Raw genomic sequence first — 12,833 nt, forward strand, 5'->3', positions numbered from 1 at the left:
GCTGCGCGGCGGGCTGGGGAGGGCGGCTCGCTCAGAGGTCAAACTCCGTGATCAGCGGCACGTGGTCGGATGGCTTTTCCCACCCGCGCGCATCCTCCAGCACCCGGTGCGCGCTCGCCTGCCGGGCAAGGGTGGGCGAGGCCCACATATGATCGAGCCTGCGCCCCTTGTCGTTCTCCTGCCAACCGGGATTGCGATAGCTCCACCAGCTGTAATAGCGCGCCGGGGCGGGCACGTGTTCGCGCCCCAGATCGATCCAGCCGTGGGCGTCCTGAAACCGCCCCAGCGTCTCCACCTCTACGGCCGTATGGCTGACGACCTTGAGCAATTGCTTGTGGCTCCACACGTCGCTTTCCAGCGGGGCTATGTTGAAATCGCCGACGATCAGCGTGGGGCGGTCAAGCGTGTCTGCCCAGCCGGTCATGCGCCCGAGAAAATCGAGCTTTTGCGCGAATTTTGGGTTTACCTCACGGTCGGCCACGTCGCCGCCTGCGGGCACATAGACGTTTTCGACCCACAGATCCTTGCCCAGCACTTCCACCCCGATGTGGCGCGCTTCGCCATTGGCCTGCCAATCGTGGCGGGTGACTTCGCGGATCGGCACGCGGCTGACCGTGGCTACGCCGTGATAGCCTTTCTGCCCGCTTACCGCCTGATGGGTGTAGCCGAGGTTCGCCAGTGCTTCTGCAGGGAACAGGTGGCTCTCGCACTTGATTTCCTGCAGGCACAGGATGTCGGGCGCGGCTTCGGTGAGCAGTTTTTCGATCAGTCCGACGCGCAGGCGGGCCGAATTGATGTTCCAGGTGGCGACAGAGATCATGGGGGCGGACTTAAGCGGCAATCATCCAACATTCCAGCTTTCACTTTATTGTCGCACGAAGGCGCGATAGGCCGCAGCAACTTCAACGGAGCCCTCTATGACCCGCACCATCCTTGCCGCCCTGTTGCTCACCACCGCGACCGTCCCCGCCTTTGCCGAGGAGGCCCCCGCCGAGCCGCGCGCCAAAAACGTCATCCTGTTTATCGGCGACGGCATGGGCATTTCCACCATCACCGCCGCGCGCATCTACGAAGCGCAAAAGCGCGGGGAAACGGGTGAGGAAAACCAGCTGAGCTTTGAAAAGTTCGATCATGTGGCGCTGGTCAAGACCTACAACACCAATGCGCAGGTGCCCGATAGCGCGGGTACGGCCACCGCGATGCATTCGGGCGTCAAAACCCGCATCGGGGTGCTCGGCATCGGGCCGGACGCGGAAAAGGGCGTGTGCAAGGATGCGCTGGCGCACCCGCTGCCGTTGCTGGGCGAAGAAGTGAAGCGGCGCGGGCTGGCGCTGGGCATCGTCACCACCACCCGGCTCACCCACGCCACTCCGGCCAGCGTCTATTCGCGCAGCGCCGACCGCGACTGGGAGGCGGACGCCGCAATCCCCGACGATCAGCAGGGGCAGGGGTGCAAGGACATCGCGCTGCAACTGGCAGAGGCTGATTTCGACGTGGCGCTCGGCGGCGGGACGGCGGTGTTTTACGGCAAGGACAAGGGCGGAATGCGCGCCGATGCAGCGGCTGATCTGCCCGGCGCATGGGCGGCGCGCAGCGGCGGGGTGGTGGTGAAAGACGCCGCCAGCCTCGTCGCCGCGCCGATGGACAAGCCGGTGCTCGGCATTTTCAACCCCAGCCATCTGACCTTCATGGTCGATCGCAAGCCCGATTCGCCCGAACCGACCCTGACCGACATGACCGCGCAGGCAATCGCGCGATTGCAGGCCGATCCTGACGGGTTCTACCTGATGGTCGAAGGCGGGCGGATCGATCACGCGCATCACGGCGGACAGGCGGGCTATGCGCTCGAAGAAGCGGTGGAGTTTGCCCGCGCGGTGCAGTGGGCGGTGGATCACACCGATCCGGCCGAAACGCTGATTCTGGTCACCGCCGATCACAGCCACGTGTTCACCATCGCAGGCTATCCACGGCGCGGGAATGACATTCTCGGGCTGGTGGTGGCACCCAAGGGGCGCGGTGAGGATGGCGGTGACGGGCTATCGCCGGTGCTGGCTGCGGATGGCAAGCCCTATACCACGCTCGGTTATGCCAACGGCCCCGGCGCGCTGCGCGGCGAGCGGACGGTACCTGAAACCGGGGTCGCGGCAAGACAGCAGGCGACCGTGCCCACCGGCGCGGAAACCCACGCGGGCGAGGATGTCGCGCTGTTTGCCACCGGGCCGGGAGCACAGCGCGCGCGCGGGGTGATTGAACAGAACGTGATCTACACAATCATGCGCAAGGCGCTGGGTTGGGAGTAACCCGCAAACAAAACCCCCGACCCGGGGGCGTTGGGTCGAGGGTTCCATTGAGCGTTCGTCACGCTTGTACAAAGCGGTCTTTGCGGAAGGGAGGGCAACAGGGGGGAAACCCACCTTCGAACCGCCTTGTTGACAACAATTAACCGTTGGCGCCTTTCACTGACATGAACACAGCCCCGTTTTGGTCGTTTCCATACAACTGTTCGTCGACGTGCTGCCTATCCGGGGCGACGAGCTGAACGGCGCGGATCGCGGAAGGTGAAGGCGCTGTCTGCCACCGCGATGCCGTAACGCTGGTTGGATAGCTGCACCCGCGTGCGGTGATTCTGCGCGTCCAATGCCACCCAATGGGTCAGTTGCAGTCCCCCCGGCGCGGCCGGATTGCGCACGAAGATCATGTTGATCATCCCGAATTCGGGCTTTTTGGGATCGCGCACTTCAACGCTGAACACGTCAGGGTTGCCGGTCGGGACCAGCTTGCCGAACCGCTTCACATCGCGTTCGGGGTCGAACAATGCGCCGAGCGGTGAATTCTTGATCGGCCAGCGTTCCACCTGGTTCACTTCGTAATCGACGACATAGAGCGACCTGCCGTTCGAAATGACGAGAAAATCGGCGTCCTTGCCGTAATCGAAGCGGATTTTGCCGGGGCGCTTCATCGTCATCACCCCGCGCATGGTGTTGCCAAGCCGATCAGTCTGGGTGAAATCGGCGCGCATCGTGCTGATTTCGCGCAAGGCACCCACCACCCGGTCGAGATCGGCGGAGGCATCGGTGGCAGATTGCGCGGCGAGCGGCGGGGTGATTGCGGTGGTGCCAGCCGGGGCAAGACCAAGCGCCAAAGCCCCGGCCCCAAGACCAAGGATGAGCGCGCGCGCGGATGTTTGAAGCTGTGTCATGCCAAGCCGCCTAAGGCCGCCCGGTTGAACTGTCGATGAATTATCGCGCCCGCCATTATGCGGCGGGCACAGCCAGATCTTACTTGATCTTGGCTTCCTTGAACTCAACGTGCTTGCGCGCCACCGGATCATATTTGCGGAAGCTCATCTTTTCGGTGATGTTGCGCGGGTTCTTTTTGGTCACGTAAAAGAAACCGGTGCCCTCGGATGAGACGAGGCGGATCTTGACGGTGGTGGGCTTCGCCATGGCGGGTTCCTGTCAAATGGGTCGGCCCGCGAAGATGCGCACGGGCTTGAAAAATAAAATAGCGGCGCGCCCGGAAAGCCCGGCACACCGCCACACGGGCGGGCCATTGGGCGAATCAGGGGGAAAAGTCAAGGCGGGAGCTTACCCCGATAGTGACTCAGTTCAGCCCCACCGCCATGGCCGTTTTACCGTGAGGAAAATATGTCCACGATGAAGGTGCAGTCAGCGACGGGGCCCACGATAGCCTTCAGCGTTGCGGTATGAACCGATGCACATGTTGCAATAGGGTTGCAATAGGTATGCCACGCCGCTGGCTGGTTGAGCGAACCTTTGCATGGCTGGGCCGGTGCAGGCGATTGGCTGAAGACTGGGAGAAATCCATCGGAAGCTCAACCGCATGGGTGCACATCGCCTCAATCCGCCTACGCGCATACCGTAACGCAAGATATTGCTATGCTTGATGAACTTTCGAAGCGGGCGCTCAGCATCTCAGCGCGCTGGCATAAGTGACCCATATAATGGTTTACCGACTTTGAACCGCCCCGTAGACAAACATGATGGAGTATAATGCTTTAATCATTGCGCTTATCGGGTTGCTTGGGGTGGGGTCGCAATGGGTTGCCTGGCGCACCGGCTGGCCCGCTATTGCGCTGATGCTGGCGGCGGGGGTTATCGCCGGACCCGTGCTGCGCCTGATTCATCCTGAAGAGACATTTGGCGAACTGCTGGAACCGATGATATCGATAGCAGTGGCTCTGATCCTGTTTGAAGGCGGGCTAAGCCTCAATTTTCGAGAATTGCGCAAAACCGAAGGCGCGGTGACTCGGCTGGCTGTGATCGGCATTCCGGTGGCTTGGACGCTGGGCGCGGTGGCCTGTTATTATATTGCCGGGCTTGTCTGGCCGGTGGCGATCCTGTTTGCAGGCATCCTCGTAGTCACAGGGCCAACGGTGGTCACACCGTTGCTGCGGCAAAGCAATATCGCGCCGCGGCCGCGTGCAATTCTGAAATGGGAAGGTATCGTCAACGATCCGTTTGGCGCACTGTGCGCGGTGTTGACATATGAATATTTGCGGCGGGCCGAACAGGATCCCTCGCTACTGGGGACCATAGTGGCGATGCTGGGCGCGGCTGTGGTTGCCGGCCTGATTGGTTATATCGCTGCGCGCGCCATCGCATGGACGTTCCCGCGCGGCCATGTGCCAGAATACTTGAAGGCGCCTGTGCTGCTGGTGGCAGTGATCGGCACATTTGTGGCATCAAATGCGATCCAGCAGGAAACCGGTCTTTTGGCGGTCACGGTCATGGGAATGGCGCTGGCCAATATGCGCTTCCAAAGCTTGCGCGAAATTCAGCTGTTCAAGGAAAACATTACGGTTCTGCTATTGTCGGGCGTGTTCGTGCTGCTGTCTGCGTCGCTCAATCTTGAGGTTTTGCGCCAGTTCGAATGGCGCTTTTTGGCATTTATCGCGGTTTTGCTATTCATCGTGCGTCCGGCTGCGGTGCTGACCAGCATGGCCTTTTCCCGCGTGCCGTGGAATGAGCGTTTGCTGATCGCGTGGATCGCCCCGCGGGGGATTGTTGCTGTGGCGATTTCGGGCCTGTTTGCGCTCAGGCTTGATGCGCTGGGCTATGGCGATGGTGGGATTCTGGTCACGCTGTCGTTCGCGGTCGTGATCGTGACGATCCTGGCGCATGGCTTCACGATCAAGCCGCTGGCGCGCAGGCTGAAGGTGAACAGCGTTTCGGGCAAGGGCTTATTGATTGTTGGCGCAAATGAATGGAGTTCTGCCTTGGCCAAGGAGGTGCGCAAGCTGGATATCCCGGTGACCGTCGCCGATACTCGCTGGCACAAGCTTGCGCCGCTGCGACAGGCCGGAGTTCAGACCTATCACGGTGAGATCCTATCCGAAACGACGGAAGACCGACTTGATCTGGGGCAGTTTCAGGTGCTGGTTGCGACATCCGATAACGAAGCCTATAACACCTTGGTATGTCAGGAATTTGGACGGGATTTCGGGCGCGATAAGGTATACCAGCTGGGTGAGGCGCGTGATGATGATGATGATCATCGCGCGCTTCCTGGTGCGCTGCGGGGGCAGGCCATGTTCGAAGCTGGGTTGGGCGTTGACGACGTGTTTGCCTGTCATGCGGCGGGATGGAAGTTCCGTAAGACTAAGCTGACCGCGCAATTCGATTTCGAAGCCGCTCGCGCCAAGCTTCCGCAAGGGGCCGAGCTGTTGTTTTTGCTCCGTGCCGATGGACAATTACACTTCTTTACCCATGCATCGCGCCCGTCAGCCGATACCGGTGACATTGTGGTGTCCTACGCCCCCCCCAGCGCGCCCGAAGCGCGCGGTGCCCGGGCCGTAAAACCGGAAAAACCAGTCACAGGAGAGTCGCCTTTATGACGCGCCGCAAACACTGGGCAACCGCTTTAGCACTGGTTGCTGCCCTTGCCGCCTGTCGTCAGGATCCCGGATCATCGCCTACGCCTGAGCCCACGGACGATCCTGCCGCGCAACCGGAACCCGCGCCGCACGCTTCGTCGGCCAAATCGATTTTACGCCCGTCAATGGCCGCGACTGAAAAGGCGCCGCTGGCACCGATTTCACGAACGATCACCTTCGGGTTTCAGGCCAATGGCCTTGACGATTCGGCACGCAGCACGCTCGATCAGTTACTCGAAACCGAGGAATTACAGGCTGGCGGGAGGATTACCTTGCGCGGTCACAGCGACTCCCGCGGATCGGATGAAGACAATCGGCGCGCGTCGATTAAACGTGCTGAAACCGTGCGCGATTACCTTATCGAACACGGCGTGGATAAAGCGCGTATCACAGTTATCGGCTTGGGAGAGGATCGCCCGCTCGAACCCAATTCTCTCGCCGACGGGAGCGATAATCCCGCAGGCCGCGCGCGTAACCGCCGGGTCGAGATTGCAGTGAGCATTCCTGAGCCGAAATTGCCGGTCGATGATTCGACGCAAATCCCTGTTTCCGAAGAGGCGAAGTCACCATCCTCTGCGCCGCCCGCATCAACGCCATCGTAATCTTCGGGCTACGGTCACAATACCAGCAGTGTCGTGCACTTCTGATGCGTCACGCGTGTGCTGCCGCGCAGGTTGGCGGGCGATGTTTGATATTGTCGATCCACACAGCCACCACGTTGCTGATAGCCTACCAAAGCTCCAAGGCCTCGCCGCCTCTGCTGAAAGGCAGGGGCACCTGTGTGGCCGGATCGATGCAATTTCGGAGACCGAGGACGAATACCGCGCGCTTGACATGAAATCCGCTCAGATCCGTCAGGTGGTGCGGAGCACCCCGCTGATATCACCAATCGGCGCTGCTGGGTCGCCCGCGATTGGCCTTCACTGTCCCGCGCACCTTCTTGCCCTTCAACCGTTCGGTCTTGCCCACCCGGTTGAGCCGGGTTTTCGCCCGCCGCTTGGGTTCGGTCTGCGCGTCCTCCAGCAGCGCGGTCAGCTTGGCGCGGGCGTCGGCGCGGTTGGCTTCCTGCGTGCGGTTGGCCTTGGAGGTGATGATCAGATCGCCATTGCCCGCGAGCTTCGATCCCGCCAGCGCCCGCAGCCGCGCGAACACCGGCGGGGCAAGCCGCAGCGCGTAGATATTGACGCGCAGTTCCACCTCGGTCGCGACCTTGTTGGCGTTCTGCCCGCCCGGCCCCGACCCGGCGAGGAAGCTTTCCTCGGCCAGCCGCAGCGCGCGCGTTGTTAGCGGTTCGGCGTCTGGTTTGGGCGCATCGTCATCCATCTTGCGCCCCCAGCGCGGCGAAATCGGCGGGCAAGGGTGCGCGCGCCTCAATCGGGGTTTTGCCGGGGCGGGTGACGGTGAGGCTTTCGGCGTGGAGCATGGTGCGCGCAGCCCCCGGCACCGATCCCGCGCCATAGACCGGATCGCCCAGCAGCGCAGCGCCCAGCCCGTGGAGCGCATGGACGCGCAACTGATGCGTGCGGCCGGTTTCGGGGCGGAATCGGATCAGGCTGTACGGCCCCAGTTCCTGCACCAGTTCCCAGTGCGAAACCGCAGGCTTGCCCTTTTTCGCCGGGATCATCCGCCAGCCGTCTTCGGCCGAGCTGATCTTGGTCAGCGCGAGTTCGATGGTGCCTTGCGTCCCCACCGGATGGCCCGCCAGCACCGCCAGATAGGTCTTGCCGACCAGCCGATCCTCAAACGCTTTGTTGAACCGCGCCAGCGCCTTGGGATTGCGGGCGAGCAGCAGGCAGCCGCTCGTGTCGGTATCCAGCCGGTGCACCGCCACCGGACGCCGCAGGAACCCCATTTTCAGATTGTCGAGATGGTCATCAAGACACACCCCGCCGCGCTTGGGCCGATCAACCGGCAGGCCCGCAGGCTTGTTGATCACCAGCGCTTCGCCGTCTTCGTAGAGAATTGTGATGTCAGGCATGATTTTCCAATAACCGTTCGTGCTGAGCTTGTCGAAGCACCGCTTTTGTCTTCGAGGGTGGTGCTAGAAGTGAAATACGGCCGTTGACCCTGCGCGTCAGCTTCGCTTCCGACAAGCTCAGGGCGAGCGGAGCGGGGTTTAGATCAAGGTGGCCCGCATCAGCCCGCGCAGGCCATTGCCGAGCCAGAAGCCGTGTTGCAAATCATCAAGAGTAAGTTGCGCCTCGCGCGCGCGGCCGTCTGCGATCAGGTTTTCGCGCAGCACACCGGGCAGCAGGCCGAGCGCGGCGGGCGGGGTCAGCAGCGCGCCGTCCGGCCCATCCACGAACAGATTGGTGAAACTGCCCTCTGTCACCAGCCCATCATCGCGCACCAGCACCGCCTCAGCCGCGCCCATACTGTGCGCCGCTGCCAGCGCATCATCGTAAAACCCGCGATCGGAAGTCTTGTGCATCAGCCGCCAGTCCCCGGGATCAATCGGATGGGGCAACGCGGTGACCTTGACCGGCTTATCCAGCGGCGCGGGCAGCGGGGCGGGCAGCGGCGCTGCCTCCAGCGCGCTTGCCCCGCTGCGCGCCACCAGCAGCCGCAGCCGCGCGGGCGCATCGAGTTCAAAGCACAACGCCTGTATCTGGTTGCGCACCGCATGGCGATCAAACGCAAAGCCGAGGATTTCCGCGCTGCGTTTCATCCGCGCCAGATGCAGTTCGAGCAGGGCGATGCCGCTGTCGGGTGCAAACCGCATCGTCTCGATCAGGTCGAACGCGGGTGCGGCAAGATCGGGCGATGCACGGCGCACGAACCCGGCCTTGACCTCGCATTCGCGCCGTTCGGACAGCGCATCGCTATCCGCCACAATCGCCGAGCCGATGCCGAGCACCGCGCTACCCTGACCATTCTCGACCGGGGTGAGGCGCAAGGTGCGGATCGCGACATTGAAGGCCGCGTTGCCATCATCGTCGATCCGGCCAATCGCCCCGCAATAGGCCCCGCGCGCGTCGCGCTCGATTTCGCCGAGCAGTTCCATCGCCCTGATCTTGGGTGCGCCGGTGATCGATCCGCACGGGAACAGCGCGCGCACCAGATCCATCGCGCCCTTGCCGGGGGCGAGCCGCGCGCGCACGGTTGACACCATCTGGTGCACCGTCGGGTAACTTTCTACCGCAAACGGCGCATCCACCACCACGCTGCCCGCCTCGGCCACGCGGGCAAGATCATTGCGCATCAGATCGACGATCATCAGGTTTTCGGCGCGATCCTTGACCGACGTGGCAAGGTCTTGGGCCAGCGCGCGGTCTGCCGCCGGATCGGGGCTGCGCGGGCGCGTGCCCTTCATCGGCTTGACCTTGGCCTCATTCCCCGCAAGCGCCACGAACAATTCGGGCGAAAAGCTCAAAAGCCAGTGCGAGCCATCGAAAATCAAACCGCCATAACCCGCCGCCGCCGCCCCGCGCAGCGCGGCATAAAGCCCCGCCGGGTCGCCGCGATAGGAACCGGCGAGCAGGTAGGTGAGGTTTGCCTGATAGATATCGCCCGCCAGGATCGCCTCACGCAGAGCCGCGAACGCCGCTGTGTATCCGCCGGGCGACAATTGCGGTTCCAGCGGGCCGATGCTGCCCGTGCCTTGCGAGCGCGCCGCCAGCCAGCCGGGCACGTCAGCCGCGGCAATCGGCGTCGGTGCGTCAAACAGCCCCAGCCACACCAGCGGCCCCGCCGCGCCGCTGCGCGCCGCCGCCAGCCCCGCCAGCCTGCCTTCGAGCGCAAGGCCCGCTTCATAGGCAATATACCCCGCCAGCGATCCGCCGCCCGCCTGCCGCGCCGCCTCTGCCGCGTCGAGCGTGATTTCAACCTGATCGGGACGGGCGGCGACAAACACCTTGCGCGGGCTTTCGTACAGCAATGCATCCGCCGCAGCCGCTCCGGCGCGGGCATCATCAAGCAGGACAAACGGCGCAGGGCTAACCATGGCGCGACCCATAGCCCAATTCGCCGCCAAGTCGAGAACTTGACCGCCGCCGCGCGGCCCTGCACATCACCCGCGAACAGGCAATTTCAGGGACGGGCAATGACGGATATGGCAGGCGACATCTATCTGGGGCTGGGCGGGGACGGATCGCGCCAAGCGCTCGCGCTGAGCCGCTCGAACCGCCACGGGCTGATCGCGGGGGCGACCGGCACCGGCAAAACCGTGACCTTGCAAGGCATCGCGGAAAGCTTTTCCGCCGCCGGGGTGCCGGTGTTTGTCGCCGATGTGAAGGGCGATCTGTCGGGCATCGCGATGCCGGGTTCGTCCACCTTCAAACACGCCGCCAGCCTTGAGGCGCGGGCCAAGGAATTGGGCATCAGCGATTATTCCTATGCCGATAATCCGGTGATTTTCTGGGATCTGTTCGGCAAGCAAGGCCACCCGATCCGCACCACGATTTCGGAAATGGGGCCGCTGCTGCTGGCCCGGCTGCTCGATCTGAACGAGACGCAGGAAGGCGTGCTGCAGATCATTTTCCGCCATGCTGATGAAAACGGTCTGCTGCTGCTCAACTTCGCGGATCTGCAAGCCGTTCTGCAATGGGCGAGCGAGAACGCCGCGGAATTGTCGGGCAAATATGGCAATGTCACGCGGCCTTCGGTTGGGGCAATCCAGCGCCAGCTGCTCAGTTTCGAGGCGCAGGGGGCGGGCAATTTCTTTGGCGAACCCGCGCTGGAAATCGACGATTTCCTGCAAGTTGACGAACAGGGGCGCGGCTATATCAATGTGCTTGCCGCCGATCAGCTGATGCGCAGCCCCAAGCTTTACGCCACGTTTCTGCTGTGGCTGCTGGCCGAATTGTTCGAAAGCCTGCCCGAAGTTGGCGACCCGGAAAAGCCCAAGCTGGTGTTCTTCTTCGATGAAGCGCACCTGTTGTTCGACGATGCGCCCAAGGCGTTGATGGACAAGATCGAACAGGTGGTGCGGCTGATCCGGTCAAAGGGCGTGGGGGTGTTCTTTGTCACCCAGAACCCGATTGATATTCCTGAGAAAGTCGCGGGCCAGCTGGGCAACCGGGTGCAGCACGCCTTGCGCGCCTTTACCCCGCGCGATCAGCGCGCGATCAGGGCGGCGGCGGAGACCTTTCGCGTCAACCCCGATCTGGACGTCGAAACGGCGATCACCGAGTTGAAGGTGGGTGAGGCGCTGGTTTCCACGCTCGACGAGAAGGGCGCGCCCACCATCGTCCAGCGCACCCTGATCAAACCGCCGCGTTCACGCCTTGGCCCGGTGACGCCGAAAGAGCGCGCGATCATTCAGTCCGTCAGCCCGCTGGATGGCAAATATGATACCTTGGTCGACCGCGAAAGCGCCGAAGAAGTGATCGCCGCCAAAGCAGCCGATGCCGCCGCCACTGCGGCTGAAGTTGAGGAGCGCGGCGAGGCGGACGTGCGCGGGCAGCCTCGTAAAAGCCCCAATCTGTGGGGCAAGGCGATGTCGCGCGGGGCCAAGGTTGCAATGGGCGGCGCGGCGGGGATGGCGGCGTCAAAAATACTCGGCAAGAAAAGCCGGTCGAACCCGGTGGCCTCGGGCGTTACCTCAGCCGCCGGATCGATCGCGACCGATCTGGCTGGGCCAATCGTGGGCCGGTTTGTGCGCAACCTGATCGGCGGGCTGATGCGCTGAACCTGCACCCGCCCAGACCCGATGTTTCACGTGAAACATCGCGGAACGTGGGGTCTAGGCGGGGTCTGGAGCGACCTAGGCAGGGTCTAGCCCGCCTTGATCGCGCGCATCAATTTTCGGCCGCAGCAACCATGCAAAAGGCGTTCAGCTTGTTGCCATCGGGATCGCGGAAATAGCCTGCAAAAAAGCCATCATCGCCGCGCGGGCCGGGCGCGCCTTCGTCGCTGCCGCCGTGAGCCATGGCGATATCGTAGACCGCATGGACATCCTCCGGCGTTTTCACTTCGAGCGCGACCATCACCCCGTTGCCGACCGTGGCGGGCTGGCCATCGAACGGCACCGTCGCCGCAATCCCCGGCGCGCCGCCCCATTCGCCCCAGGCGATGAAGCTTTCCGTGTCCATCATCCGCCCAACCCCGAAATGCGCGGCCAAGGCGTCATAAAACGCCGCCGCGCGCGGCAAATCATTGGTGCCAACCGTAACGTAACCGATCATATCTGTTCTCCCATCCCCCGCGCCGCCCGCTGCGACTCGCCTATGTCGGAACAATACCAGAACATGCGCGGGTGTCGATGGTATTGTTCTGATCGGATGTTCGGCGCAATCGATGAATGACCGCTCGCGATAAGGCAGCTTTCAAGAGATTTTTGGCATTTTCGGCCTTTCCGGTATCGACCCCGCTTAGGACATTCGGTTGGCCTCTGATAAAGACTGCCGATGCTTTACAGGACAACCGCGGCGCTTATCCTAATCTTGGCCCTGAGCGGGTGCTCTTCGGTCTATGACGTTCGAGCAGTAGTGATCGACGGCAAGGTCGCATTCGTGCCGACCGACACCGACATCTGGGGCGAACCCGATTGCATCTACTCGATCTCGGTCTCAGCGGCGGACGGGCCGTCCACGAACCCCGAAGAAGGCGACAGCCTCGGGATGGTTGAGAATGGGATGTATTGGCATGAGAGCTTCGCCGTCACCTCGTGTGAAAATCCATTCCCGGTTGTCTACGGCGAGCCGCTGAAAGGCCCTCCGTTCCGGGAGAACGATGAGTATGCGGTAAAGGCGAAACCGCTCCGCGTAGGAGTAGTCTATGAGGTCACCACGGTCAGCGAGGGGTCTGCCTCCGGCGTCGGAAAGTTCATGGTGACGGAGCAGCGCAGGGTCGTGAACCTGCCTTATAAATGAAGCGACGAACGCCCGTTTTCCACCCACGTCCAGCCATTGCGAGCAGGGCGGCGTTGTCCTGAAACCTGCCGTGCCGCTATCGTCATTTGCCGGCAGAAACGGGCGTTCATACCACCTCACCACCA

At 62.7% G+C, this 12,833-nt stretch carries 12 protein-coding genes and 2 pseudogenes; 7 read left to right on the forward strand and 7 right to left on the reverse strand.

Annotated elements, in window-relative coordinates; all coding sequences use genetic code 11:
* Positions 1-31: 31 nt before the first annotated feature.
* The gene (locus ABIE62_RS08325; protein WP_354325138.1) at positions 32-820 is read right to left on the reverse strand and encodes an exodeoxyribonuclease III; all 789 of its coding nucleotides are present in this window, start codon (positions 818-820) and stop codon (positions 32-34) included.
* A 97-nt stretch (positions 821-917) separates the two neighbouring features.
* Between ABIE62_RS08325 and ABIE62_RS08330 the strand changes: the two genes are divergently transcribed.
* Entirely contained in the window at positions 918-2,300 is a 1,383-nt protein-coding gene (locus ABIE62_RS08330; protein WP_354325140.1) for an alkaline phosphatase, read from the forward strand.
* A 218-nt stretch (positions 2,301-2,518) separates the two neighbouring features.
* Here ABIE62_RS08330 and ABIE62_RS08335 read toward each other — a convergent pair whose 3' ends face one another.
* Together ABIE62_RS08335 and rpmG are read right to left on the reverse strand one after the other, a co-directional pair.
* Complete coding sequence (locus ABIE62_RS08335) at positions 2,519-3,199, reverse strand: LolA family protein (RefSeq protein WP_354325141.1); 681 nt, start codon at positions 3,197-3,199, stop codon at positions 2,519-2,521.
* 79 nt (positions 3,200-3,278) lie between these two features.
* A complete protein-coding gene (gene rpmG, locus ABIE62_RS08340) occupies positions 3,279-3,446 on the reverse strand; it encodes a 50S ribosomal protein L33 (protein ID WP_017664380.1) in 168 nt (55 codons plus the stop codon).
* A 299-nt stretch (positions 3,447-3,745) separates the two neighbouring features.
* On the opposite strand from rpmG, the pseudogene ABIE62_RS08345 reads away from it, so the two are divergent.
* The 4 genes and pseudogenes from ABIE62_RS08345 to ABIE62_RS14710 all read left to right on the forward strand — a co-directional run.
* Positions 3,746-3,907 (forward strand): annotated as a pseudogene (locus ABIE62_RS08345) (transposase); the annotation flags it as partial.
* 96 nt (positions 3,908-4,003) lie between these two features.
* Positions 4,004-5,857: a cation:proton antiporter gene (locus ABIE62_RS08350; RefSeq protein WP_354325309.1), complete on the forward strand. Its 1,854-nt coding sequence runs from the start codon at positions 4,004-4,006 to the stop codon at positions 5,855-5,857.
* A gap of 164 nt (positions 5,858-6,021) precedes the next feature.
* Positions 6,022-6,498, forward strand: coding sequence for an OmpA family protein (locus ABIE62_RS08355; protein ID WP_354325144.1), 477 nt, complete (start codon positions 6,022-6,024; stop codon positions 6,496-6,498).
* Positions 6,499-6,580: 82 nt separating this feature from the next.
* Positions 6,581-6,757 (forward strand): annotated as a pseudogene (locus ABIE62_RS14710) (hypothetical protein); the annotation flags it as partial.
* Positions 6,758-6,778: 21 nt separating this feature from the next.
* On the opposite strand, the gene arfB reads toward ABIE62_RS14710, so the two are convergent.
* The 3 genes from arfB to pabB all read right to left on the reverse strand — a co-directional run bounded on the left by arfB (position 6,779) and on the right by pabB (position 9,839).
* Entirely contained in the window at positions 6,779-7,219 is a 441-nt protein-coding gene (gene arfB / locus ABIE62_RS08360) for an alternative ribosome rescue aminoacyl-tRNA hydrolase ArfB (protein ID WP_354325146.1), read from the reverse strand.
* Entirely contained in the window at positions 7,212-7,874 is a 663-nt protein-coding gene (locus ABIE62_RS08365) for an RluA family pseudouridine synthase (protein ID WP_354325148.1), read from the reverse strand. Before ABIE62_RS08365 ends, arfB begins: the two co-directional genes overlap by 8 nt.
* Positions 7,875-8,012: 138 nt before the next feature.
* Positions 8,013-9,839, reverse strand: a complete 1,827-nt coding sequence (pabB, locus tag ABIE62_RS08370) for an aminodeoxychorismate synthase component I (RefSeq protein ID WP_354325150.1) — start codon at positions 9,837-9,839, stop codon at positions 8,013-8,015.
* Between the two features lie 99 nt (positions 9,840-9,938).
* On the opposite strand from pabB, the gene ABIE62_RS08375 reads away from it, so the two are divergent.
* Positions 9,939-11,525 (forward strand): helicase HerA-like domain-containing protein, encoded by a 1,587-nt coding sequence (locus tag ABIE62_RS08375; RefSeq protein WP_454184726.1) that lies wholly within the window; start codon positions 9,939-9,941, stop codon positions 11,523-11,525.
* 109 nt (positions 11,526-11,634) lie between these two features.
* Here the strand turns inward: ABIE62_RS08375 and ABIE62_RS08380 are convergent, their stop codons facing one another.
* Positions 11,635-12,021: a VOC family protein gene (locus ABIE62_RS08380; RefSeq protein ID WP_354325151.1), complete on the reverse strand. Its 387-nt coding sequence runs from the start codon at positions 12,019-12,021 to the stop codon at positions 11,635-11,637.
* A gap of 303 nt (positions 12,022-12,324) precedes the next feature.
* Between ABIE62_RS08380 and ABIE62_RS08385 the strand changes: the two genes are divergently transcribed.
* Positions 12,325-12,708: a hypothetical protein gene (locus tag ABIE62_RS08385; RefSeq protein ID WP_354325153.1), complete on the forward strand. Its 384-nt coding sequence runs from the start codon at positions 12,325-12,327 to the stop codon at positions 12,706-12,708.
* The last annotated feature ends 125 nt before the right edge of the window (positions 12,709-12,833 follow it).

This window comes from Porphyrobacter sp. MBR-155, from assembly GCF_040547625.1.
Classification (GTDB): Bacteria; Pseudomonadota; Alphaproteobacteria; order Sphingomonadales; family Sphingomonadaceae; genus Erythrobacter.